The following is a 24,379-nucleotide window of genomic DNA, read 5'->3' as shown; positions in this document are numbered from 1 at the left end:
CAAGGGGTAAATTATACCTTAGTGTAAGTTTTTCCAAGGCGAGTACAGTCACGGCCGTCATGCTTGGCTTGATAGAGCCCTTCATCGGCACGACGAACAATGGAAATAAGCGTGTCTTGCTGATTGAATTCTGCTACCCCAACGCTAATTGTTAGGTGCAGGTGTTCATCGGTGAATCGGTGCTTGGCGGTAGCGGTTCGAATTTTTTCAGCCAACTCAACAGCACCTTCCGCGTCGGTATTTGGCGCAATAATCATAAATTCTTCGCCACCCCAACGGCCTAAAATGTCTGTGGCACGAATTTTCTCGCGTAACAACTGGCTCAGCTCAATAAGCACTTGGTCACCGACAAGGTGGCCATAGCTATCATTGAGTACTTTAAAATGATCAGTATCTAGAATTAAGACCGAAAGCTTCGTGCTGTGGCGCAGGGCCCGCTGCACTTCGTTATCAAGTACAGTGTCTAGGTGCGAGCGGTTATGTAGTTGTGTCAGCCCATCGGTAATGGCTATGCGCTGTAATTCTGCATTTCGTTCTTCTAAAAACGCATAAGCTTCAGCACGGGATTTTTCATAATGCCGAGCAATAGTAAGCACCGCAAATAAAGCACACGAGATATTAAAAAAAGCGGGCAGATTAATAGCGTAACTAGGCCAGGCATTAGCAGACCAAACAATATAACCAATGGTTAGTAGCAAAAACGGCACGGTAACTTTTAAGCCGCGGCGTATACCAAGCAAGAAGAACGCGATGGTGGGTACCATACTTAACCAAATGAACGCGTAATTTCGGCCCTGGGTTAGCGCAACATAAATAACCATAAACACAATAATCGTGCCGGTAAGCCACTTGGCACTACGCTCTAGATTGAGGTTGCGACGTAGATCGGTTTGAATGCCTAAAATAACTGCAAAAACGGCTAAGTTAGCTACGGCAACAGTGTAATAACCGAACAAGGTAAGGTTAAGAATGACAAAAATGCCGGAATACAGTTGTAATATAAGCAGCAAGCTTTGCATTAATCGAATACGCCAATAGCGCGGATCTTGTCGTTCAAAAGGGTGGTTAATAACCCACCAGCCCTTATTAAGCAAAGCTTGCCAACTCATATTTTACTTACCGTTATTATTATTTTAAGTTCTCGGCATGCGGCAGCTCGTGAGCTGGCGCTTCTTTGTTACCTTCAACTAAGAAGTGCTGCATCCAACGCATTAAACGCATGGAATAATCCAACTGGGCGGCAACGCGTCGATTACCGTGCCCTTCACCAGGGTAAAGTACTAAACGCACAGGTACATTACCATGAGTTTTTAAATAGCGGTATAGCTCCATAGACTGGCTTGGGTGCACCCGCGTATCTTCTTTGCCATGCATTATAAGAATTGGTGTGCGAGCTTTTTCTGCGTGGTAAATTGGGCTGCGCTCTAAATACCATTGCCATTTTTCCCACGGATAGCTGCGCGCATGCACCGCGTGCATTTCCTTGGCAATATCAGTGGTACCGAACTTCGATATATTGTCACTAATACCAACAAACATAACGCTCGCGGCAAAATGTTCAGTTAGCGCGGTGGCCGCCCAAGCTGAAGCAAAACCGCCGTATGAACCGCCAGTAATACCGACTTTGGCGCTATCAACTAAGCCAATATCGACCAGGTGTTTTTTGGCATCAACCAGATCATCAAACTCTTTACCGGCGTAGTCATTTTGGCCGAGTTTTGAAAACTCAACGCCACGCCCAGTACTGCCGCGGTAGTTTGGGAAGAATAGGGCATAACCTTGCTGCGCCGCATATTTTACTGGGCTGCCGTAGCGGTCTAGCCACCCATTGCTGTAATGCGCCTCTGGTCCACCGTGCACCACCATCATGAGTGGGTAACGTTGGCCTTCTTGGTAGTCGGTTGGGTAAACCACAATACCTTCAAGCGTTAGGCCGTCGCGCGCTTTGTAACGCATGGTTTCTTGGCGCGGCATAGTAATGTCAGCTAACCAAGGGTTCGAGTTAGTAACGCGGGTAATGCGGTCACCACTAATACGGAATAATTCAGTAGGGTGCTCAGCACTATGCGCCCGAACCAATACATCGCTTTTGCCGGCCGTCACTTCAATATCTACAGCCACTAATTTGCTGGGTTCCATAATGACGCGGCTTTCAAACCACTGCATGGTTAATGCTTGTACTTCACTTTGTGTACCGCGGTGACCAAGCCAAATTAGTTCGTCATTACGACGCCAAGCAATGTCCTGTACATGACCTAAGTAATCCGGTAGTACGTTTTTACGCTCATTGTTTTTGGTGGTGTCGTAAACATATAGACGACCGTCAGCAGGGTCATTGTAGTCGGCTGCGCCAATCACCGCCAAGTATCGACCGTCAGGTGAAAACTCAGCTTTACCGAGTTTACCCACTGACTCAAACGCGGAAACTTGCTTACCCTTTAAGTCGAGTAACTGATATTGGCTACTCATGTAGTTGTCGTCAACTAACGCCGTTGGTGCTACACGTACTAAAAGTTGCTCATGAGCAGGACGAAACGCAACTGATAATACTTGTGTGTCGCTAGTAATTTTAACAGCACCGGTATCAGCGTTTTGGGTGTCATACAGCCATAAATGGGTGAACTCATGCTGCTCTTCATAAACTTCTGCTTTAAATCCTTTTTTCGCAAGTTTTGACTTGGTTTCATCGGCTTTTTCGCGGGCACGAAAAGCAATGTAGCGGCCATCGTTGCTAATGGCATAACTGCTAATTGCGGCGTCATGGCTTAATACCAACTGCGCTTCACCACCCGTAGTAGACATTTTATAAAGGCTAGTATGTTTCGCCTCGCCGCGTTTGGCTAAAAAGTAAATGGTTTGGCCATTAAAGCTAACAGAGCCTAGCGACTCTTTGCCGGTAATAAACGGCACGCTTTGGTTGGCACCATTGGCCACATGCAGCTCAATATATGAGCTACCGTCTTCATCAATATAAGGTGTGCGAGGCACCACTCGGGTAAAAGCGGCCAGCTCACCATCTGCCGCTAAAGCGACACTATTGATCGATTTGACAGTCACTGTTTCGGTTAACGTAATATCGCGCGCTAACACTGGGAATGCAGTCACTGCGGCAACTAACAAGATAATTAAGTTGCGTAACATACTAGGCTCCTCTCATAAATTTAAGCCAGTTTACCAGTAAAATTATTGACTTCCCACGAAATATAGCCAATCTGTTAACAACATTTCAGCAACGGGCAAGCTATGAATGATCAATTACTCATCGGTGGCATTCTAATTGGGGCGTTGACGCTCTTTATTTGGGACCGCTGGCGTTATGATTTAGTCGGGATGTTTGCCCTACTGGTTGCGGCAGCTTTTGGCTTGGTGCCAGCCCAAGAGGTTTTTTCTGGCTTCGGTAATGCGGCGGTTATTACGGTCGCGGCTGTGTTAGTCATTAGCCATGCCATGTGGCGTTCAGGGGTGGTTGATGCACTTGCTTCTTTAATGAAGCGCGCCGGCGATAAAGCTTGGGTTCAAATGATTGCCTTAACGAGTGTAACTACGTTTTGCTCGGCGTTTATCAGCAATACCGGCACCATGGCTATTATGATTCCCGTCGCTTTGCAATTGTCACGCAGTGGTATTGGTCATGCCTCGCGAGTGCTTATGCCGATGGCCTTTGGCTCATTGCTGGGCGGCACTATTACCATGATCGGTACGCCACCTAATATTATCATTGCAGATATTCGCCATGAGTCCTTCGGCGAAAGCTTTGGTATTTTTGACTTCACCCCAGTGGGCTTAAGCTTAGCGGCAATCGGCTTGGTGTTTATGTGGTTAACTAGTAAATGGTTGGTGCCAAAAACAAAGAGCCGCGATGCAGCAAACTCGCCCTACGATATGAGTTCTTATATAACCGAACTGTGGGTACCTGAGTCAGCCGGTTTTGTTGGCCAAACTTTGTATGAACTAGAGTCAAAAATAAAAGAGAATTTTGCGGTGGTCGCGATTAAACAAGGTAAATCGGTAACCACTGCGCCCCCTCGTTACTATCGAATCAAAGCAGAGGACGTGTTGATTGTTGAAGCTGATACAGACACGTTACAACAAATTATTGACGCAACTGGCTTTGAATTAAACGCTGACGAAGAGCTTGCTGACCGCTTCTTAGTTTCCGATGAGGTGCAAGTGGTGGAAGGGGTTGTTGGGCCTGACTCTAGGTTAATTGGCCGTTCTGCCGCTGACTTGCGCCTGCGTCATCGCTTTGGGGTTAATGTACTTGCAGTTGCGCGCCAGGGCCAGCCGGTAAAACCTAACTTAGCCAATATACGCTTTAAGCCCGGCGACGTGCTGTTGCTGCAGGGCGACGCTGAAATACTGACTGATGTGTTTCGTCGTTTCGGCTGTTTCCCATTAGCCCAGCGTAGCATGCGTATTGGCGGGGAAAAGAAACTGTTTACCCCATTAGCTATCTTTGCCGCGGCCATATTGGTCAGTGCGCTTGGCCTATTATCAGTTCCAGTAGCGTTTACGGCCGCCGCGGGGGCTATGGTGCTAAGCAACATTATTCCATTGCGCGAACTTTATGAGAACGTCGACTGGCCTATTGTTGTTTTATTGGGTGCAACCATTCCGTTAGGCGGGGCATTAGAACGTAGCGGCGCTGCCCACACTCTAGCTGAATGGGCGTTATTGATCAGCAACGATGCGCCAGTAGCGGTTGCTTTAACGGTTTTGTTAGTCGTTACCGTAGTATTGTCCAATATTGTTAACAATGCAGCGGCGGCGGTGCTCATGGCACCTATTGCACTGAATATGGCTTCGTCACTAGGGGTTTCTGCAGACGGCTTCTTAATGGCTGTAGCGGTAGGGGCAGCACTACCTTTTATTACCCCAATTGGGCACCAGTCAAATATTCTGGTTATGGGGCCGGGCGGTTATGCATTTGGCGACTATTGGAAGCTAGGCCTGCCCTTAACGATTGTACTCATTGCAGCAGCTGTGCCGCTTATTCTTGGGTTTTGGCCGCTAGCCGCGTAGCCTCTGCGCCGCGCGCCACAATGCGTAACTGGGCAATAGTTTGCTCGGTTAAACGTTGTTTTTCTTTATTATCAGCGTCGAGAGCATCGGCGCCTGCACTAAAAACAATACGGACAATAGCGTCAGCTTGTAGCTCTGCAAGTTCGCGCGTAAATTTCTGTTCAGCAACTAAATAATCCACTAACTCAGCGGTAAAATGCTCAACTTCGCGGGTAACAGCCAGCCTGAAATCACGCGAATTGCCTGACTTTTCTTGCAGCAATAGACGAAATATCGCGGTGTTATTACTGACAAACTCCATGAACGTGGTGACTGACGCACGAATAATCGAACCGCCTTTTGCAATTTGCTGACGCGACTGACGCAGCAACTGGCGCAAGGTTAACCCGCCTTCATCAACCAGTGTTAATCCAAGTTCTTCCATATTTTGAAAATGACGATAGAACGAGGTTGGCGCAATACCTGCTTCGCGCGCCACTTCGCGTAAGCTTAAACTGGCGTAGCCATGCTCAGCGCTCAATTGATTCATGGCCGCTTGAATAAGGGCTCGACGGGTCTTTTCTTTTTGGGCAGCGCGAATACCAGCCATGTTGAAGCAACTCTTTCTATTCTGTGTGGTCGAACGAATTATGTCAGTGAACGCTTGTTCACGCAATTCATCGTTTTTTACATGAAAGTGCTTGCGCCTAGCGCGGGTCACATGTAAATTGAGCGAACACTTGTACTCTGAATTGCAGGGCATGCAAAAAGAGCAAGATTATTTACTTAGCAATTTGAGTTTATTTATATGTCATTACGCGAAAGCTCAGCAGCCGCTGAAAAACCCCCGATTATTTGGCTAAACACCTTGGTGTTCGCTATTACGTTTTCAGTTGCCGCTATTGGTGTGCCTTGGTATGCGTTCACGCACGGCTTTTCTGCCGGCCTGATCACTGCGCTGCTTGGCACTATTGTCTTTGCTGGTATTTCAATAACCGCAGGCTATCACCGTTTGTGGGCGCACCGCACCTATGACGCCCATTGGTCACTACGAATTTTATTCGCGCTCGGTGGCGCATTAGCGGTACAAAACAGCGCACTGCATTGGTCATCTGACCACCGCGAACATCACAAGCACGTTGACGATAACGACAAAGACCCGTATTCGGCTAAGCGTGGGTTCTGGTACTCACATATAGGGTGGATGCTGCGTGAATACCAAGCGTCACGTTATAGCAACTACGATAACGTGAAGGACCTACAAAAAGACCCGATTGTGATGTGGCAGCACCGCAACTACTTGCTGTTAACCTTGCTCACCACCATTGGCTGGCCCGTAGCTATTGGCTTAATGCTTGGCGACGTGTGGGGTGCGGTAATTTTGGTTGGTTTTGCACGCTTAGTGATCAATCACCACACCACGTTTTTCATTAATTCGTTGGCCCATATTTGGGGCAAGCAAACCTACACCGACCGCAACACCGCGCGCGACAATGGTTTTCTGGCTTTATTGACGTTTGGCGAAGGCTATCATAACTACCATCATATTTTTTCAGCAGACTACCGAAACGGTATTCGCTGGTGGCAGTTTGACCCAACGAAATGGCTGATTCGATCGTGTTCTTGGCTAGGCCTTACCCGTAACCTGAAACGTACGAACGGCTATCAAATTGAAAAAGCACGCCTTGAAATGCAATTCAAAAAGGCCACAGAAAAAGCTCAAATTTCGTGTGAAACTACCATGGCGAAGCTACATGAAGAGTTTGATGTGTTGGTTGCCAAGTTGCGTGAATACTATCAGGTGCGCAAGCAATTGCTTGATATGAAAACCAAGGCACTAGCACAGAACGTGCATGTGCCAACGGTTGCTGAATTGCATGAAAAAGCCGAAGTCGTGCGAAATGCGTTCAATCATCACAAGCGTGAGTTTTCGCAAATGTTGGCTCGTAGCCTGCAAGGGCCGAACGCCGCCTAATATAATAAAAGGCTTGGTAAGGCCTAATTAGATATTACTGTATCCAAAAACGTAAATATTACGCTATAACGGATACAGTTTTATCCATTTGGTGCTGCCATGAAATACAACTTCTTGCCGAAAAAGACGTGCAGATAGCATTAGCGCGTTTTCTGCGCACTCGCCCGGAGCGGGCAAAACTTTCTCGCGACAAATTGTCTGAGCGCAGCACTGTCCCCGCTGCAACCATAAAAAAATTGAGCTAACGGGCCAGATTTCGTTTGATTGCCGAGCAAAATGAAGCTGTTTGCAATGATGTTCGAAAGTTGTTGGTGTGAATTAACTATTGAGCAAGACAAAGCAACATCGCTAGGAGTTGTAATTGATGATTCGAAATATTGGGGTGCTCGTATTTTCTGTGTGGATCGCGACAGTTGCTAAAACTCAGGAGATTCAGGCGGTAGAACTGCCACCACAAGGCGACTGCCAAGACGTTACCTATAGTCACAACAAGGTATCCAAGTGGCCTTTACTTCTGCGGCTGTGTCATTACAGCGCTGATGAGTTTAATGCGCTTATAGCTGAGCCAGTGCTTGAACCGAACTGGCTTCCTACGCAAGTAACCTACCAAGGATTAGCTAACAGTTTGCTTGACTCGCGTATGGCATCTATTGCTCTTGCGCACGGACAACGTTGGTACAGTCAGCTTGCTGCAAATAACGCGACGACGACATCGGTAGTTCAGCTGACGGACTTCCTATCTCCTTATTTTGGCTGCGCTATTGTGGTGACCAACGACGGATTTTCAGACCCGTGTACCAACGCGACTTGGGATAAGCTAGGTCGTTTGCAAACCCCGGTAACGGGTCTTGCTAATCAATCATTGCGCCATTTTCCGTTTAGCATAAAAGAACAAACCGTTTACTTAGGGTTGGCTGATGAAAATCTCGCTTGGCAACCGTATTCGTTTGAGCCGAACTTGCACGATGCATCCGTTCCGTTACTTGAGCGGGTTGGCAAAGGCTTGTTTTGGGGGTTATTAACCGAAGTTCAAGCGCTTTGGCCAGAAGTTACCAAGCTAGGCTCTTTGTCTGAGACCGAACAAAGTCACCTATTCATTATGGCCGTTGCCAAGGAGCGCGGTGACGCAATTTGTTGGCTCGTTGATCAGGGGTTAAACCCAGCGGCAACCAATGAATTTGGGGATAATGCGTTAACCACTGCTAACATGATTGAAAGTGAGGCCATGGTCGAGCTAATGACGAGTTTAATGAATGCACAAAAAAAACAAGTCGCGCATTGATTCCTATTTCATCAATGCGCAACCGGTAAGCAGGTGCTTACTTCTTGGCCTTGGCAAAGGCTTCAGCGAGCGCTGAACCCATGGCCGAATTCATCGGCGCCTGGCCACCTGAACGGGAACCACCTTGACGTGGTGTTTTGGCTTTGCCGCTTTCCGGTTTACTACCGGCAACTTTTGCTGGGTCGGCGGTAGGCTCATCGCTTAAGCGCATGGTTAGGCTAATGCGCTTACGTGGCACATCCACTTCAAGAACCTTCACTTTCACAATGTCGCCGGCTTTGACAATTTCACGTGGGTCGCTAACAAACTTATCGGCTAGCGCAGAAACGTGAACTAAGCCGTCTTGATGCACGCCAATATCCACAAAAGCACCAAACGCGGCTACATTGCTCACCACACCTTCAAGCGTCATGCCGGGTTTCAGATCTTTAATGTCGTCAACACCGTCTTTAAAGCTAGCGGTTTTAAACTCAGGGCGCGGGTCGCGGCCGGGCTTATCCAGTTCGCGCAATATGTCTTGCACCGTTGGCAAGCCAAACTTGTCGTCGGTAAAATCGGCTGCGTTTAAACCGCGTAAAAAGCTAGAGTCGCCAATAAGCTCAGCCACCTTGCGGCCGTGCTGTGCGGCCATGTGCTCTACCACTGGGTATGCTTCAGGGTGAACCGCGGACGCGTCAAGTGGCTGTTCGCCATTCATAATGCGCAAAAAGCCGGCGGCCTGTTCAAATGACTTAGGCCCCATGCGAGCTACTTTAAGTAGCTGCTGACGGGTAGCAAAACGGCCGTTGCTGTCACGGTGCGCAACAATGTTTTGGGCTAAGGTTTTGCTTAAACCTGCCACGCGCGCAAGCAAAGCAACCGAGGCGGTATTAATGTCCACGCCAACGGCGTTTACACAGTCTTCCACCACAGCATCAAGGCTCTGCGCAAGCTGAGCTTGGCTTACGTCATGCTGGTATTGGCCAACACCGATAGACTTCGGTTCAATTTTTACTAATTCGGCCAGCGGGTCTTGTAGGCGTCGCGCAATAGACACCGCGCCACGCAACGAAACGTCGAGATCTGGAAATTCCTGTGCTGCAAGCTCTGACGCCGAGTACACCGAGGCCCCGGCTTCATTCACAATGACCTTGCTAGCTTTAATCTCAGGGTTGGCTTTGAGCATTTCGCCCACGAGCTTGTCGGTTTCACGCGAGTAGGTGCCGTTGCCAATCGAAATCAATTCAACTTTATGTTGTTTGCACATACCGGCAAGAGTGCGCATGGCCTTGTCGACCTGATTTTGTGGTTGGAACGGGAACACAGTATTAGTGCCTAGCACTTTACCGGTGTTGTCGACCACCGCTACTTTAATACCGGTGCGTACACCGGGGTCAAGACCCATGGTTACTTTAGCGCCGGCCGGGGCGGCCATAAGCAGATCTTTTAAGTTATTGGCAAATATTTGAATGGCGTCGGTTTCCGCGCGTTCACGCACGGTACCAAATAGCTCAGTTTCCATGTGTAGCAAAATTTTAATGCGCCAAGTCCATTGCACAGTTTGCTGCATCCAAGCGTCAGCAGCGCGACCTTGGTCTTGCCAGTTTATGTGAGCAGCAATGAGTTGTTCGCCGTAACTACGGGCTTTCGGGTCGTCTTGTTGTGGGTCGGCATCAAGTTTTAACTGCAAAATGCCTTCGTTGCGGCCACGGAATAACGCCAGAGCACGGTGAGAAGGTATTTTTTTAACCGCTTCGCTAAACTCAAAATAGTCGCGATATTTTGCGCCTTCGGTTTCTTTTCCGCTGGCGACCACACTAGAAATATTCGCGTTATTCCATAAATAATCACGAACTTTCTTTAATAATGCAGCATCTTCGGCGAAACGCTCCATAAGAATAAAGCGCGCGCCATCTAAAACGGCTTTCTCGTCGGCAAAGCCTGCGTCAGCGTTAATGTACTTAGCAGCTTCATGTTCTGGAACCGTATCTAAATTGCTAAATAGCGTGTCGGCTAGCGGCTCTAAACCCGCTTCAATGGCAATTTGGCCTTTGGTGCGGCGCTTTGGTTTGTAGGGTAAATACAAGTCTTCAAGTTCGGTTTTTGACTCAGTGGCGGTAATCGCCTGCTCAAGCTCGGCTGTCAATTTCCCTTGGTCGCGAATACTGGCTAAGATCACCGCGCGGCGGTCTTCAAGCTCGCGTAAATAGGTTAAACGCTGGGCTAAGTTGCGTAATTGGGTGTCATCTAAACCACCGGTCACTTCTTTTCGGTAACGGGCAATAAAAGGTACTGTGGCACCGTCGTCCAATAGCGCGATAGCAGCTTTTACTTGCTGCGAACTGACCGCTAACTCGTTCGCGATTTGCTGAGTAATCGAGCTCATAGCTTCTCTCTTTGGTTCTGGAGTTTCTGTTCGGTTTAAAAAAAAACGGGCTCAAGTATATCAGGGCGTTTTACGAATGTGCGCTTTTGTGCGTTAAAAAGCGGTTAGCTATGCTGAAGGCTTGGTCAGTTGGTAACTAATATGCGTGACAAACCAAAGCTGAGCGCCGGTTGGGGTGCTGACGACAAATTCGTCATCAAGCTGCTTGCCCAACGCAGCGCGGGCCATCGGGGCATCAATCGAAATCACATCATTGCGTTGATAAATCTCGTCGGGCCCAGCAATGGTGAAGGTTTTCTCAAGGCCTTGTTGGTTTTCTACGGTAACGGTTGCGCCAAAAAACACTTTGCCGTCTTGTTGCGGCGAATAATCAACGATTTTCAGCTGTTCTAGTCGTTTGCGCAAAAAACGAATGCGTTTGTCTATTTGCCTTAGTTTCTGCTTATTGTATTTGTAATCGGCGTTCTCACTTCTGTCGCCTAAACTCGCGGCCCAAGCGACTTTTTCAGTGGTTTCGCGGCGCTCTACGCGCCACAAATGGTCAAGCTCGTTCTGTAACTTCAAATAGCCCGAGCGACTAATTAAATTGGTTTTCATACTGCTTTATGCCACTTCTCAAATTGCGGTGATAATTCATCATAGGGTAAGGGCTTACTCAAGAAATAGCCTTGAATAGACACCACCACCGCAATATTGCCTGGAGCGCCTGGCAGCTGCGTCGGCAGTAACATGGGTACGACTCGTAAAACGTGCTCAAGAGGGACAGCATACTGTTGCGCAGCGAGATGAAAAGGCAGCACAGAGATCAATGTAGTTCCTTTTATAATAAATTGCAGAGGACTTTGAATATCATGCTTTTAGAATGATTAAAGCTTAGCTTAAAATTGTCAATTCACAAGAAAAACTGGTATCTCACGCGTAAACTAACTACTTTAAAACTATAAGCTTTTATAACTCGTTAGCGAGCGGGCAAACTATGCAGCAGCAAGTAAATCAAGACGTAAAGCAACGTAACTGTATTACCGTACACAAAACACAAGGGCGGCCTGTCGTGTTTGGTCACGGCTTTGGCTGTGATCAACTAATTTGGCTGCCAGTTTTAAGTCAACTGCCCGACAATGTGGCGCCTATTACTTTTGATTATGTAGGTTGTGGCCGCTCTGACTTTGGCGCTTATGACAAAGAGAAATACGCTAGCTTTAACGGCTATGTGCAAGACCTAATTGATGTTATTGAGGCGTTAAACCTAGGAGCCATTGATTACGTTGGTCATTCGGTAAGTGGTATGATTGGCATGTTGGCGGCAATTGAGCGGCCCGATTTATTTAAGCAAATCATTGCTATTGGGCCGTCGCCAAAGTATCTGAATGATACCGATTACGAAGGTGGCTTTGAGCGTGAAGACATTATCGATTTATTATCGATGATGGAGCGTAATCACTTTGAGTGGGCCGGCTACTTGGCTCCGATTGTGATGGAAAATAGCCAGCGCCCTGAGCTAGCAGAACAACTGCGTAAAAGCTTCGCAAATTCGAACCCTGAAATATCGCGCCGCTTCGCAGAAGTACTATTTTTATCGGACAACAGGGAATACTTAGAGCGTGTACCCGTTCCAGTTACTTTAATGTATTGCGCGGTAGATGTGATTGTTCCAGTGAGTGTTATAGAATACATGGCGACGCAAATACCACAATGCGATCTGGTTGAGCTAAATGCCGCAGGGCACTATCCACATGTTAGCGCACCGCAAGAAGTCAGTCAGGCAATAATGGCGAATTTATGATGGAAAAAAACGCGTGGGTTGAACAAGCCCCCGTTGGGTTACTCGCTATTCATGGTGATAGCACAATTACCCAAATTAATACCATGCTACTGAAGTTATTGAACTATGAGCGCGAGGAACTCATTGGTCAGCCTATTAATAAGTTGTTTGCCCGCTCAGGGAAGTTGTTTTTTCTCACCCATGTGTTTCCGTTGCTACAACACCAAGGTCTAGTTGAAGAAATGTATTTGCGTTTGCGTGATCGCGATGGTCACGACATACCCGTGTTAATTAATGCGAGCAAACTAGAAAGTGACCAGGGTGCGACCAGCTTTTTGTTTGCTTTCATGCCAATTCAACGTCGGTTTATTTTCGAAGATCAACTGGTTGAAGCACGTAAAGAAGCGGAACAGGCGCTCATGGCCCAGCGCGAAGCAACAGACGCGTTACAGGCAGCGCGAGAAGAGTTAGAAGAAAATCAAGCACAGCTACTGCGCTTGAATGAGCAATTGCAGCGGCTAGCCCATACCGATGAGCTGACCCAACTTGCCAACCGCCGCAGCTTTGAAGAACAGTTGGAATATCAATTAACGTTGCAAAAGCGGCAAAGAGATAGTGCTGGACTGATGTTACTTGATATTGACCACTTTAAGAAAATTAATGATCTGCATGGCCATAGCTGCGGTGATGAGGTGCTGTGTAAAGTCGGCAAGCTGCTACGTGAATTGATGCGCGAGGTGGACACTGCAGCGAGAATAGGCGGTGAAGAATTCGCGATTATTCTGCCGGGGGTTGATGAGCAAGGCTTGCAAACTGCCGCTGAGCGTATCCGTAAGAAAATCGAGTCGACGCGGTGGCGTCATGGCGTTGTTACCATGAGTGTCGGGGTAACTATGGTACGTGACGAGGATAGCCGCGAGGGAGTTATGCAACGTGCTGATCGCGCTTTGTATCAAGCTAAGCGGCAAGGTCGCAACTGTGTCGAAATAGGCTGAAATCTTTCGTTACAAGCCGTTGTTGGTAAACTAAATTAATTCGCCCTATAGTGGCATTATGAACCTGATTGAATAACCTGAGCACGTCAACAATGAGCCAAGAAACCTTTAAAATTTTAGTGGTAGATGATGATGCGCGTCTGCGCAGTTTACTAGAGCGCTACTTGCACGAGCAGGGTTTTTATGTGCGCTCAGCGGCTGAAGGTGAACAAATGAATCGCCTGCTTGAGCGCGAAAACTTTCATTTGATGGTGCTTGACTTAATGCTGCCAGGCGAAGATGGCTTGTCAATATGCCGTCGCTTACGCCAGCAAAACAATGAAATACCTATTGTCATGTTAACGGCAAAAGGTGATGAGGTGGATCGCATTATCGGCCTTGAACTTGGCGCCGACGACTATTTGGCAAAACCCTTTAACCCACGCGAATTACTGGCCCGCGTACGCGCAGTACTGCGCCGCCGCGGTAAAGAAATACCGGGTGCCCCAACGGCGGATGACCAAGAGATTAAATTCGGTGAGTTTCGTTTAAATTTAGGCACTCGTGAAATGTTTCGCAAAGACGAGCCGATGTCACTAACAAGCGGAGAGTTTGCGGTGCTCAAAGCACTGGTAACGCACCCGCGTCAGCCAATGTCGCGCGACAAACTCATGAACCAAGCCCGAGGGCGTGATTATAGTGCCTTAGAGCGAAGTATTGATGTGCAGGTGTCGCGCTTGCGTCGTATGTTGGAAGTAGACCCAGCTAATCCACGCTACATACAAACCGTTTGGGGGCTCGGTTATGTGTTTGTTCCCGACGGCAAGGGTGCTGACGTAAAAGCGACCAGTTAATGCGACTTTTTCCGCGCTCAGCGTTTGCTCGTACCGTTGCATTGATAGCGGTGCTGCTACTTATTAACCAAGTCGTGTCGTACGTCATGGTTGGGTTGTATGTGGTGAAACCGAGCATGCAACAGGTAAGTAGTGTTGTGGCGCGGCAAGTGCAAGGTGTTTTGACGCTTGACCAGTGGCTGTCTGAAGTGGACATTGACGCGCAGCAGCAGCGGCAGTTAGTCGAGCGCTACACGCAAGCCACAGGCATTCGTGGAATTAGCGTTGACGAAGCGTTAGAGCAAGGGCTTGCAAACACCACGACCTATAATTTTTTATCTGCACAGCTATCTGATCTGTTACAAGCGAATACCGAAGTACGTATTTCACAAGGTGACGTTTACCGCGTGTGGTTACGTACGGAAAATTTACCCGGCTATTGGCTAACGATTGAGCTTGATAACTTTGATGAAGCGCGCTTCTCACCATTGCTGTTTTATTTGGTGCTCATTGGCGGCCTAAGTGTGCTGGGGGGCATGGTTTTTACCAACTGGCAAAACCGGCCCTTAAAGGCGCTTGAGGCTGCAGCCAAGCAAATTGGTAGCGGTGAATACCCCGATGCATTGCCTGAACGAGGCTCAACGGAAGTGATTGCGGTAACGCGGGCTTTTAACCAAATGAGCCAAGGCGTGAAACAGCTAGAGCAAGACCGTGCGTTACTTATGGCTGGCATTTCTCATGACTTGCGCACGCCGCTGACTCGCATTCGTCTTGCCACCGAAATGATGCCACCAGCTGAAGATTATCTGGCCGAAGGTATTATTAGCGATATTGACGATATGAACTCGATTATCGATCAGTTTATTGATTATGTGCGCAGTGATACTTCAGCCGACAACGAACAACAGAACTTGAATTACTTGGTCGAAGACGTGGTGGCCCATGTGCCTGACTCATGGCACTCAAAAATTGAAGTGATTTATAACGACATGCCGAACGTACCGGTACGTGAGATTTCGATTAAACGGGTGCTGCTGAACTTGTTGGAAAACGCCGAACGTTATGGTCGTGAAAAAGTCCTTATTGAAACGGGCTATGACGAAGCTCGACAGGTGGCGTGGTTTAAGGTGTGTGACGACGGCCCCGGTATACCTGCAGCCCAAGTAGAGCATTTAATGCAGCCGTTTACCCAAGGCGATAAAGCCAGGGCCATGAAAGGCTCTGGCCTAGGCTTGGCCATTATTAAACGTATTATTGAACGCCACCATGGCCGCGTACTGCTCGGCCAAAGTGAGCGCCTTGGTGGGCTTTGTGTGCGTGTAGAACTGCCGGTTTAGTGCAGTTTAACCGCGTACGCGGTTAAGCCCATTAAGCGCCGCCACGCGGTATGCTTCCGCCATAGTGGGGTAGTTAAATGTGGTGTTGACGAAATATTCAATGGTATTGCCTTCACCTTTTTGTTCCATAATGGCTTGCCCTATGTGAATAATCTCTGCAGCGCGCTCACCAAAGCAATGAATGCCGAGAACTTCATTGGTTTCTCGGTGGAATAGAATTTTTAAGCTACCCACCGCCATATTTGAAATTTGTGCGCGCGCTAAATGTTTGAACTGAGCTCGTCCCACTTCATAAGGTACTTTTTGCGCGGTAAGTTCTTCTTCGGTTTTACCGACAGAGCTTATTTCCGGAATGGTATAAATACCTGTCGGAATATCACTGATTAAGCGTTGGTTGCACTCGCCTTTTAGCATGGCGGTAGCGCAGATGCGGCCCTGGTCGTAGGCTGCACTGGCTAAGCTTGGATAACCAATAATGTCACCAACAGCATAGATGGTGTCGGTTTTCGTTTGGTAATGCTTGTTCACTTCAAGTTGGCCGCGATGATTTGGTTTCAAACCAACGCTTTGCACGTTGAGCCCTTCAATGTTACCAGAACGACCATTGGCGAAGAGTAAACAATCGGCATCAATACGTTTGCCTGATTGAGTATACAAAGTCACGCCATCGTCGTGTCCTTCAATACGATCGTATTCTTCGTTATGACGAATTACCACGCCGCTATTACGTAAGTGATAGCTCAATGCATCAGAAATTTCAGCATCCAAAAAACTTAACAGGCGTTCGCGCGTGTTAATAAGATCGACCTTGACGCCCAAGCCACGAAAAATACTGGCGTATTCACAACCAATAACTCCAGCGCCGTAAATAATAATGCTACGGGGTTCATGTTTTAGGTCTAAAACCGTGTCCGAGTCGTAAATGCGTTCATGGTTAAAGTCGACATTGTTTGGATGATAAGGGCGCGAACCTGTGGCGATAACCACCTGCTTGGTGGTGATGTATTCAACGGTGCCGTCTGCTTGAATTATTCTTAACCGGTTGGCGTTTTCAAAGGCGGCTTTGCCATGAATAACCGTTACGCCATTACGCTCGTAAAAACTGCTACGCAACCCCACTTGCTTACGAATAACGCCTTGCGCATGTTTTAAAATTTCAGCAAAAGTTAAGCCACGATGAATGCGCTCTCCAGCGAACAAAGGGTTGGAGTTATATTCAATTAAGCGGCTTACCGAATGGCGCAGCGCCTTTGAAGGAATGGTTCCCCAGTGAGTACAACCGCCGCCGAGTGAACTGTGTTTTTCAACCATCGCAACGTTACGGCCATTTTTCGCCAGTTGCATAGCTGCACCTTCGCCACCAGGGCCGCTACCAATCACTACCGCATCAAATTGTGCCTCGCTTACACTCATTTACCACTCCTTCTTGGTTGTGCCCTAAGCTTCTTTGCCGTTATAGTAACGGAAACAACTCGTGTTCAGCCAGTTTAATGGAATCGTCATGGCGCACAAACCTGTTCCCGAAATATTAACCCGTCACATTGTAGCAGCTAGCCGGCTGTTACGTATTGAAGCGGTAGACTTGCGCTTTAGTAATGGCGTCGAGCGCCAGTTTGAGCGCATGGCAAGCAGCGGCCGTGGTGCTGTCATGATTGTTCCTTTCATTGATGACGATACACTGATGCTAGTCCGTGAGTATGCTGCGGGACTACACAACTATCAGTTGGGCTTTCCCAAAGGTTTGATTGACCCAGGAGAAACGCCCGAAGAAGCTGCTAACCGCGAATTAAAAGAAGAAATTGGCTATGGTGCTAAGCAACTTATGCCACTCAAAAGCGTGACTATGGCGCCCCAGTTTTTCTCGGCTACGATGCATATTTTTGTTGCTCGCGACTTATATCCCGAGTCATTGCCTGGGGATGAACCCGAACCACTTGAACAAGTGCCTTGGTTAATCAGCAAGGCTGATGCTTTGCTGAAACAAGAAGATTTTACTGAAGCCCGAAGTATTGCGGCGCTGTTGATGACATTGCGGGAGCTACAAGCATGAGCCAACACATAGCCCCTGAACAGCTTGCCCAGTGGCTGCAAGGGGCGGCCGACGTTGCGTTGCGTGCCGGCGATTTAATTCTTGAATTGTACGAAGAACAAGCGTACGAAACCTACGAAAAAGTTGACGAGTCGCCGGTGACCAGTGCTGACTTTGCTGCCAACCGGTTAATAGTTGATGGTTTAGCGGCGCTAACACCCGATATTCCAATTTTGTCGGAAGAGGGCTCACATTTGAGCTTTGAAGAGCGCCAAAAATGGTCTCGGTACTGGATTATTGATCCTATAGACGGCACGCAAGAATTTATTGCCCGCAGTGGTGATTTCGGCGTGATTATTGCCTTGGTTGAACACAACCAGCCGGTACTGGGCGTTATTTATTGGCCTGCCGGTGATGTGTTGTACACCGCGCAACGTGGGCAAGGTGCATTTCGTCAAGACGCGCACGGCAAGCAACAAATTCACATTCGGCGCTTGGCCGGTCCCGCCCAAGACGTTATCCATCTGGCAATTAGCCGTCGGCAGCCACGTGAACGTGTGTTGCAGCGCATGACCGCTGAGCGTGAACTTGCATTGTTTCCAGCTGGCAGTTGTTCATTAAAAGCCTGCATGATCGCTGAGGGCCGTGCCGATTGCTTTTTACGCGTCGGGCCTACTGGCGAGTGGGACACCGCTGCTGCTGAAGTGATCGTTGGCGAAGCGGGTGGCTGCATTGTCAGTGAAGATTTTCAGCCGCTAACCTATAACCAAGAAGCAAACCTAGGCAACCCGAATTTTATTATTTTGGGCGACCCAGCCGTTGCTTGGAAAAGCGTGTTTACTCATCATCAAAACGATGATTAGCGGGCAAAATATTCACCGTCTCGTGCAATTCTGACCACACTAAAACGGCGTCTCCGCGCTCTAATTGAGCGCGGACATCGGCCACTTTTTGCGCTAGCGATTTTTCTTCATCGCCATAGTCGGTGCCCTCACGCAGCACAAAAGCCTCAATGAGTTGGGTGAGCGTGTCGGGATTAACTTGCTGCCAAGGTATTTCCATTAGCTTTGCGCCTCTTGTATGGCTTCTTCAGCCTCTAACCACTCGGCTTCGGCTTGCGCTAACTGAGCTTGCGCGTGTGCTTGTTGCTGAAGTAGCTCGGTCAATTCATCTTTGCGCTGAGCTTCGTACAGCGAATTGTCAGCCAGCGCTTCGTTCAACTCGCTCAGCTGTTGTTCAAATTTCTGCATGGCTTGCTCAGCTTTTTTTACACGATCCTTCAGTGGCTTAAGCGCTTGCCGGCGCTCAGCTTCTTGGCGTTTTTCAGCTTTGCGATCAGTTTTACCCGAGCTGCTTTGGGTGGTCGCGGTTTTTTGCTGTTGCGCATGCTGCTTCAACCAGTCGTGGTAGGCGTCAAGGTCGCCGGCAAAAGGCTCGACGTGTTGATTGGCCACTAAATAAAACTCATCCACTGTGGTGCGTAACAAGTGTCGGTCATGTGAGACAATAACCATAGCGCCGTCAAAGTCTTGTAGCGCATATACCAAGGCTTCGCGCATGGTGCTGTCTAAGTGGTTAGTGGGCTCATCAAGCAGCAACATATTTGGTTTTTGATAAACAATAAGCGCCAATACCAAGCGTGCCTTTTCGCCCCCTGACATAGGCCCCACCAGCGCTGTTGCGGCATCGCCAGAGAAGCCAAAGCCACCAACAAAGTCGCGTAGCTGTTGTTCGGTTGCAGCAGGGTCTAGGCGCTGCAGGTGCTGTAGTGGGGTTGCCTGCACATCTAAGGTTTCTAATTGGTGTTGAGCAAAATAACCAAGGCTAACGCCAGGGTTCAAAGCCACTACGCCAGCTTGTGCTTTAAGCTCACCGGCAAGCAGCTTCACTAAGGTTGATTTACCCGCGCCATTACGGCCGAGCAGACCTATCCGGCTACCGGGCACTAAGTTGAATTTAATGTCGCGCAAGATAACCGTATCACCGTAACCAGCCTGCACTTTTTCTAAGGTCAGCAATGGATTGGGTAATTGCGCTGGTGGTTTAAATTGGAAGTTAAAACCACTGGCAGCCCGCAGTGGCGCCGATGCCTGCAACCGTTCTAGCGCTTTTATGCGACTTTGCGCTTGCTTGGCTTTGCTGGCCTTATAACGAAAACGGTCAATGTAACTCTGCAGATGTTTGCGCTGAGTTTGTTCTTTTTCAAATTGCGCCTGTTGTTGTGCAATATGCTCGGCTTGTTGGCGCTCAAAACTGCTGTAATTACCGCTATAGCTAGTGGCGGTGCGGTTTTCAATGTGCACAATATGTTGCACTGTCGCGTCAAGAAAATCACGGTCATGCGAAATAACCATGAGTGTACCAGGGTAGCGTTGCAGCCAGTCTTCTAGCCAAAAAATAGCGTCCACATCTAAGTGGTTGGTTGGTTCGTCAAGTACCAATAAATCGGCGCGGGCAATCAGTGCTTGCGCAAGGTTTAAGCGCATACGCCAACCGCCGGAAAAGGCCTTGACTGGGTGGTAAATTTGCTCTGGCTGAAAGCCTAGACCATCGAGCAACGCAGCAGCACGGGCGGGCGCCTCATAACCCCCAATGGTGGCCAGTTTGTCATGCAGCGTACCGATAGCGTGGCCATCATGGTCGGCTTCGGCTTGTGCCAGCTGCGCCTCAAGTTCACGTAATTCAGTATCGCCATCAAGCACGTAGTCTAGCGCTGAACGCTCAAGCGCTGGGGTTTCTTGTTTAACACTCGCAATGCGCCAAGCCTTCGGCACTTCGCAGCTGCCTTGCTCAACGCTTAGCTCTTGACGTAACAGCGCAAACAGTGACGACTTGCCGGTACCGTTACGGCCAACAAGGCCCACATGGTGACCAGGGAAAATGGTGATGTCTGCATTTTCGAGCAAGACCTTGCCGCCGCGCATTAACGACATGGCGCGAATGTTTATCATATGAAGCCTTAACTTGGTGTTCGACGAAGTTTCTGCGACAATTATACCTGATAGCCACAGAGGTGAATATGACTCAAACTCGCAAACGTTTTATTGCTGGCGCTGAATGCCCAGCTTGCCATGCCCAAGACACGCTCATGTTGACCATTGAAGGCAACGAAGAAAAAGTGAGTTGTGTACAATGTGGCCATGAGTTTTCCGAGCGTGGTGCGAAAAAGCCAGAGCCTGAAGCGGTCAAGCCATCGGTGTCGCAAGAGGGGCTTATTGGCATATTTAAACCCGAGTAACTAGGTTTCATATGTGCGTTGCACGGGGGCTGAATAACCGCTACTGTTAGAACATCTTTTTTGCTTTTAACATCAATAAGCGAGAGCAGCATGAGTCAAATAGTATTCGGCGGTATTTGGGTTATTCTTGTCACTGTTTTTATTCAGTGGTTGATTGCCAGTGGTTCAAAAGCGAAGCAGCCGGGCGCCGTGCCGGGCAAAATAAGTGATTCGCTGAGTCACGACTCCTTTGTGTTTCGGGCGCACCGCACCTTTCAAAATAGTATTGAAAACGTTCCATTTTTTCTGGCCGCGGCATTTTTAGCTATTTTTGTGGGGGTAGACTCCCAGTGGTTTGCTATTTCTGTGTGGGCATTTGCGTTTGCTCGCATTATTCACATGCTGCTGTATTACGGCATTGCGACAGAAAAAAATCCCAGCCCACGTAGTTACTTCTTCATGATTGGCGTTATTGCCAATGCGGTGGTGCTGGTGCAGGTCGCCATTGCGCTGGTGGCTTAAAAATTAATTGCAAAGTTTAGGATAATCTATGAATCAACGGCAGTATCCAATTGGCACTCCGGGCGAACCTTGGGGCGCAGAAGAAAAGCAACAATGGTTAGCGGCGCAACAAGTAAAGCGCTCTTATTTTGACGACGTGGTTAGTCAAATCAATCAGTTGCATGAGCAATTCGATGTTGAGCAATACGGGGCATTAGAGTATCCCAACAATACGTTTCCATTGTTCGTTGTGAAGACCCGCCATTGGGATAGCAGCAAACCAAATGTGCTCGTTACCGGTGGTGTTCACGGCTATGAAACATCAGGGGTGCATGGTGCATTAGCGTTTATTAAAGATCACGCGGAGCATTACAGTCAGTGGTTCAACATTATGGTTGCGCCGTGCATTAGTCCGTGGGGTTATGAAACGATAAACCGCTGGAACCCATTTGCGATTGACCCAAACCGTTCTTTTAAAAACAATAGCCCAGCTGGCGAAAGTGCATCGATTATGGATTACCTAGCGCGCCACGAACTGACGTTTTTAATGCATATTGATCTACACGAAACAACAGATACCGATAACTCAGAGTTTCGTCCAGCACTGGCCGCCCGCGACGGCACTTTTAATGAAAATTGGAATATTCCCGATGGCTTTTACACGGTCGGGAATTCGGAAAAACCAACCCCAGAGTTTCAAAAAGCGATTATTGATTCGGTGCGTAAGGTCACTCATATTGCGCCGCCAGATAACGACGGCAAAATTATTGGCGCACTCATTGAACAAGAAGGTGTGATTCATTATGCCGGTAAGCAACTGGGTTTATGTATGGGCTTAACTGATGCGGCTTATGTCAGCACCACAGAAGTTTACCCCGATAGCGAGAATGCTTCACCACAAGAATGTATTGCCGCACAAGTAGCTGCAGTGAAAGGCGCATTAGAGTACCTTCGCAGCTTGTAACACCTTGTGTTATTGTTGTTTTTAGCAAACGGAATGCAGTACTGCTTTAGTGAGCCCAACGCTTTTGCAGGCCGATAATAAGTGGGCATAATAACAAGGAAAAATAACATGAATTGGTACATTACAGTTCTCAAAAAATACGCAGTATTTAGTGGCCGCGCGCGTCGTTCTGAGTATTGGTTCTTCGTATTGTTTAACATCATTGTGAGTTTCGTACTCGGTTTTATTGATGGTTTTATCGGCTTAGGTGATCCTGCGGCTGGTGTTGGTTTATTGAGCACCATTTATGCCTTAGCTGTGCTTATTCCATCCATTGCTGTTGGTGTGCGCCGGTTACATGACACCAATCGCTCAGGGTGGTGGCTATTAATTGCGCTCATTCCACTTATTGGTGCAATTGTGCTTATCGTATTCTTTGTGTTGGATAGCCAGCCAGGTGAAAACCGCTTTGGCCCAAATCCAAAAGGCATGTAATGCAACCTAGTATCTCGTTTATTACCTTAACGGTTGAGAATCTAGAACGAGCCGTCGCGTTTTATCGCGACGGCCTCGGCTGGCCTACTGAAGGTATTGTGGGCGAGAGCTATGAAAATGGCGCGGTGGCTTTTTTTAAGTTGGCCAACAATTTGACCTTTGCATTATGGCCAAAACAAAGTCTTGCCAATGAAACTGGCTTGCCGCACGACAACCATGCCCCCACCAATGTGCTGCTTGCCCATAATGTGCCCAGTGAAGCACAAGTAGAGCAAGTACTGCTAGAAGCAAAACAAGCTGGCGCAGCTTGGTTAAAACCAGCCAAGCGAACTGCTTGGGGTGGCTATGCCGGGTATTTTATGGACCCCGAACAACATTTATGGGAAGTGGTTTACAACCCGCACTTATGAGCCAAAACCATCAAACCATCACTGCACAAACCGGCCGCTGGGTTAACGACGTTATTGTTGCACATAATTTTTGCCCTTTTGCGCGCCGCGAAGTCGAGCAGCAAACCATTCACTATGAGGTAGCCGATAGTGCTGACAGGGCACAGCAGCTGGCGCAGCTACTGCAGCTTTGCCAACAGCTTGATGGCTCCCCTAGCATAGCGACCACATTGTTTGTTATTCCTGAGGGCGTGAGCAACTTCGACGACTTTCTTGATCTTGTCGACGTGGCAGAGCGTTTGTTAGAGCTTGAAGGATACGACGGCACCTACCAGTTAGCGACGTTCCATCCAGACTACCAGTTCGCGGATAGCCCCGCAGATGATGCAGCTAATTACACCAATAGAGCGCCGTACCCAACCTTGCATATTTTACGTGAAGAAGGGCTAAGCTTAGCGTTAGCAAGTTACAACAAACCGGAGCGCATTCCCGAGCGCAATATTGACTACGCACGAGCCAAAGGGGCTGATTATTTTGCCGCTTTACTTGAAAACATTAAGGCGGACACCAGCGCAAATATTCGCGCGAAAAAATAACTCTAGCCATCACATCGCAAGCGTCGCGTAGACCAAATGAGGTTGCCATGTCGCATGCTTATTACACACGAACAGTCACTGAAGCGTTAACCGACACTCAGTCATCAGAGTACGGGTTAACCGCGGCTGAAGCCAATGCGGACTTAACTGGCGGTAATCAACAAGACCAATATAGTACCATGCCGGGCCAACTTGAACAGCAAATGGCCAGCTCTGGATTTGGTGACAATGTTGAAGTAAGCCGCAGTCCAGGCAAAATCAATATTAAGCTGAGTGAGAAAATTTTATTTGATAGCGGCGAAGCAAGCTTTAATGAAAGTGCCGCCGAAGTGATGGCGCCCATTATTGACTTGCTTGCGAAGAACCGCTTGATGATAAGCGTTGAAGGCCATACCGACAATATTCCCATTAGTACCGCACAATTTCCAAGTAATTGGGAACTATCAGCTGCGAGCTATTGGTTACGCGGATAGCCGACCACTACAAAGCAATGACACTGCTGAAGGTCGCGCGGTGAATCGCCGGGTTAATTTGGTACTTAGCGAACCCGAGTAACATTTACCAAAATCTTGCAGAGCGGTTATTGTGGCAAGCTTGGCAGCTCTTTACTATGTGCAACGTTACATCATAGATTAACGTTGCGACGTGGGGGAGCAGAGCATGTATAAGTTTTTATTGGG

Annotated in this window: 25 protein-coding genes; 16 read left to right on the top strand and 9 right to left on the bottom strand. The window is 48.2% G+C overall.

Annotated elements, in window-relative coordinates:
- Window positions 1-11 precede the first annotated feature (11 nt).
- Complete coding sequence (locus ASC40_RS10285) at window positions 12-1,109, bottom strand: GGDEF domain-containing protein (RefSeq protein ID WP_055439727.1); 1,098 nt, start codon at window positions 1,107-1,109, stop codon at window positions 12-14.
- A 19-nt stretch (window positions 1,110-1,128) separates the two neighbouring features.
- Window positions 1,129-3,141 (bottom strand): S9 family peptidase, encoded by a 2,013-nt coding sequence (locus ASC40_RS10280; RefSeq protein WP_055439726.1) that lies wholly within the window; start codon window positions 3,139-3,141, stop codon window positions 1,129-1,131.
- Window positions 3,142-3,243: 102 nt separating this feature from the next.
- On the opposite strand from ASC40_RS10280, the gene ASC40_RS10275 reads away from it, so the two are divergent.
- Complete coding sequence (locus ASC40_RS10275; RefSeq protein WP_055439725.1) at window positions 3,244-5,022, top strand: SLC13 family permease; 1,779 nt, start codon at window positions 3,244-3,246, stop codon at window positions 5,020-5,022.
- Here the strand turns inward: ASC40_RS10275 and fabR are convergent.
- Window positions 4,991-5,611: an HTH-type transcriptional repressor FabR gene (fabR, locus tag ASC40_RS10270; protein WP_055439724.1), complete on the bottom strand. Its 621-nt coding sequence runs from the start codon at window positions 5,609-5,611 to the stop codon at window positions 4,991-4,993. The two genes, ASC40_RS10275 and fabR, sit on opposite strands and share 32 nt — an antisense overlap.
- A gap of 198 nt (window positions 5,612-5,809) precedes the next feature.
- Between fabR and ASC40_RS10265 the strand changes: the two genes are divergently transcribed.
- A complete protein-coding gene (locus ASC40_RS10265; RefSeq protein ID WP_055439723.1) occupies window positions 5,810-6,976 on the top strand; it encodes an acyl-CoA desaturase in 1,167 nt (388 codons plus the stop codon).
- A 364-nt stretch (window positions 6,977-7,340) separates the two neighbouring features.
- Window positions 7,341-8,258 carry a hypothetical protein gene (locus ASC40_RS10260; RefSeq protein ID WP_055439722.1) on the top strand — a complete coding sequence of 306 codons (918 nt, stop codon included), beginning with the start codon at window positions 7,341-7,343 and terminating at the stop codon, window positions 8,256-8,258.
- A 37-nt stretch (window positions 8,259-8,295) separates the two neighbouring features.
- Here ASC40_RS10260 and ASC40_RS10255 read toward each other — a convergent pair whose 3' ends face one another.
- The 3 genes from ASC40_RS10255 to ASC40_RS11890 all read right to left on the bottom strand — a co-directional run bounded on the left by ASC40_RS10255 (window position 8,296) and on the right by ASC40_RS11890 (window position 11,423).
- On the bottom strand, window positions 8,296-10,623 hold the full coding sequence (locus tag ASC40_RS10255) for a Tex family protein (protein WP_055439721.1): 2,328 nt from the start codon (window positions 10,621-10,623) through the stop codon (window positions 8,296-8,298).
- A 108-nt stretch (window positions 10,624-10,731) separates the two neighbouring features.
- Window positions 10,732-11,220 (bottom strand): transcription elongation factor GreB, encoded by a 489-nt coding sequence (gene greB, locus ASC40_RS10250; RefSeq protein WP_055439720.1) that lies wholly within the window; start codon window positions 11,218-11,220, stop codon window positions 10,732-10,734.
- The gene (locus ASC40_RS11890; RefSeq protein WP_245622263.1) at window positions 11,217-11,423 is read right to left on the bottom strand and encodes a chemotaxis protein CheW; all 207 of its coding nucleotides are present in this window, start codon (window positions 11,421-11,423) and stop codon (window positions 11,217-11,219) included. Before ASC40_RS11890 ends, greB begins: the two co-directional genes overlap by 4 nt.
- 176 nt (window positions 11,424-11,599) lie before the next feature.
- Here ASC40_RS11890 and ASC40_RS10245 point away from each other — a divergent pair, with 176 nt between their 5' ends.
- The 4 genes from ASC40_RS10245 (at window position 11,600) to envZ (ending at window position 15,529) form a co-directional block, all read left to right on the top strand.
- Window positions 11,600-12,406: an alpha/beta fold hydrolase gene (locus tag ASC40_RS10245; protein WP_055439719.1), complete on the top strand. Its 807-nt coding sequence runs from the start codon at window positions 11,600-11,602 to the stop codon at window positions 12,404-12,406.
- On the top strand, window positions 12,403-13,380 hold the full coding sequence (locus tag ASC40_RS10240; RefSeq protein WP_082432551.1) for a sensor domain-containing diguanylate cyclase: 978 nt from the start codon (window positions 12,403-12,405) through the stop codon (window positions 13,378-13,380). The genes ASC40_RS10245 and ASC40_RS10240 overlap by 4 nt, the downstream gene beginning before the upstream one ends.
- A 92-nt stretch (window positions 13,381-13,472) precedes the next feature.
- Window positions 13,473-14,213 (top strand): osmolarity response regulator transcription factor OmpR, encoded by a 741-nt coding sequence (ompR, locus tag ASC40_RS10235; RefSeq protein ID WP_055439717.1) that lies wholly within the window; start codon window positions 13,473-13,475, stop codon window positions 14,211-14,213.
- Complete coding sequence (gene envZ / locus ASC40_RS10230) at window positions 14,213-15,529, top strand: two-component system sensor histidine kinase EnvZ (protein WP_055439716.1); 1,317 nt, start codon at window positions 14,213-14,215, stop codon at window positions 15,527-15,529. Before ompR ends, envZ begins: the two co-directional genes overlap by 1 nt.
- 6 nt (window positions 15,530-15,535) lie before the next feature.
- Here envZ and sthA read toward each other — a convergent pair whose 3' ends face one another.
- Window positions 15,536-16,942, bottom strand: coding sequence for a Si-specific NAD(P)(+) transhydrogenase (gene sthA, locus ASC40_RS10225; RefSeq protein ID WP_055439715.1), 1,407 nt, complete (start codon window positions 16,940-16,942; stop codon window positions 15,536-15,538).
- Between the two features lie 88 nt (window positions 16,943-17,030).
- Here sthA and nudE point away from each other — a divergent pair, with 88 nt between their 5' ends.
- Window positions 17,031-17,579: an ADP compounds hydrolase NudE gene (gene nudE, locus ASC40_RS10220; RefSeq protein WP_055439714.1), complete on the top strand. Its 549-nt coding sequence runs from the start codon at window positions 17,031-17,033 to the stop codon at window positions 17,577-17,579.
- Window positions 17,576-18,421 (top strand): 3'(2'),5'-bisphosphate nucleotidase CysQ, encoded by an 846-nt coding sequence (gene cysQ / locus ASC40_RS10215; RefSeq protein WP_055439713.1) that lies wholly within the window; start codon window positions 17,576-17,578, stop codon window positions 18,419-18,421. Before nudE ends, cysQ begins: the two co-directional genes overlap by 4 nt.
- Here the strand turns inward: cysQ and ASC40_RS10210 are convergent.
- Both ASC40_RS10210 and ASC40_RS10205 read right to left on the bottom strand, forming a co-directional pair.
- Window positions 18,396-18,620, bottom strand: a complete 225-nt coding sequence (locus ASC40_RS10210) for a YheU family protein (protein ID WP_055439712.1) — start codon at window positions 18,618-18,620, stop codon at window positions 18,396-18,398. The two genes, cysQ and ASC40_RS10210, sit on opposite strands and share 26 nt — an antisense overlap.
- On the bottom strand, window positions 18,620-20,509 hold the full coding sequence (locus ASC40_RS10205; RefSeq protein ID WP_055439711.1) for an ATP-binding cassette domain-containing protein: 1,890 nt from the start codon (window positions 20,507-20,509) through the stop codon (window positions 18,620-18,622). Before ASC40_RS10205 ends, ASC40_RS10210 begins: the two co-directional genes overlap by 1 nt.
- A 68-nt stretch (window positions 20,510-20,577) precedes the next feature.
- Between ASC40_RS10205 and ASC40_RS10200 the strand changes: the two genes are divergently transcribed.
- The 7 genes from ASC40_RS10200 (at window position 20,578) to ASC40_RS10170 (ending at window position 24,172) form a co-directional block, all read left to right on the top strand.
- Window positions 20,578-20,796 (top strand): YheV family putative zinc ribbon protein, encoded by a 219-nt coding sequence (locus tag ASC40_RS10200; protein WP_055439710.1) that lies wholly within the window; start codon window positions 20,578-20,580, stop codon window positions 20,794-20,796.
- Between the two features lie 90 nt (window positions 20,797-20,886).
- Window positions 20,887-21,297 (top strand): MAPEG family protein, encoded by a 411-nt coding sequence (locus ASC40_RS10195; RefSeq protein ID WP_055439709.1) that lies wholly within the window; start codon window positions 20,887-20,889, stop codon window positions 21,295-21,297.
- A 28-nt stretch (window positions 21,298-21,325) separates the two neighbouring features.
- Window positions 21,326-22,240, top strand: coding sequence for a M14 family metallopeptidase (locus ASC40_RS10190; RefSeq protein WP_055439708.1), 915 nt, complete (start codon window positions 21,326-21,328; stop codon window positions 22,238-22,240).
- A gap of 108 nt (window positions 22,241-22,348) precedes the next feature.
- A complete protein-coding gene (locus tag ASC40_RS10185; RefSeq protein ID WP_055439707.1) occupies window positions 22,349-22,714 on the top strand; it encodes a DUF805 domain-containing protein in 366 nt (121 codons plus the stop codon).
- Window positions 22,714-23,124, top strand: a complete 411-nt coding sequence (locus tag ASC40_RS10180) for a VOC family protein (protein ID WP_055439706.1) — start codon at window positions 22,714-22,716, stop codon at window positions 23,122-23,124. The genes ASC40_RS10185 and ASC40_RS10180 overlap by 1 nt, the downstream gene beginning before the upstream one ends.
- Window positions 23,121-23,699 carry a DUF1415 domain-containing protein gene (locus ASC40_RS10175; protein WP_055439705.1) on the top strand — a complete coding sequence of 193 codons (579 nt, stop codon included), beginning with the start codon at window positions 23,121-23,123 and terminating at the stop codon, window positions 23,697-23,699. Before ASC40_RS10180 ends, ASC40_RS10175 begins: the two co-directional genes overlap by 4 nt.
- Window positions 23,700-23,746: 47 nt before the next feature.
- Window positions 23,747-24,172, top strand: coding sequence for an OmpA/MotB family protein (locus ASC40_RS10170; RefSeq protein ID WP_055439704.1), 426 nt, complete (start codon window positions 23,747-23,749; stop codon window positions 24,170-24,172).
- Window positions 24,173-24,379: the final 207 nt, after the last annotated feature.

Source organism: Pseudidiomarina woesei, assembly GCF_001418345.1.
Classification (GTDB): domain Bacteria; phylum Pseudomonadota; class Gammaproteobacteria; order Enterobacterales; family Alteromonadaceae; genus Pseudidiomarina; species Pseudidiomarina woesei.
The sequence above is the reverse complement of the archived record's forward strand: the minus strand, read 5'-3'. Positions and strand labels throughout refer to the sequence as shown.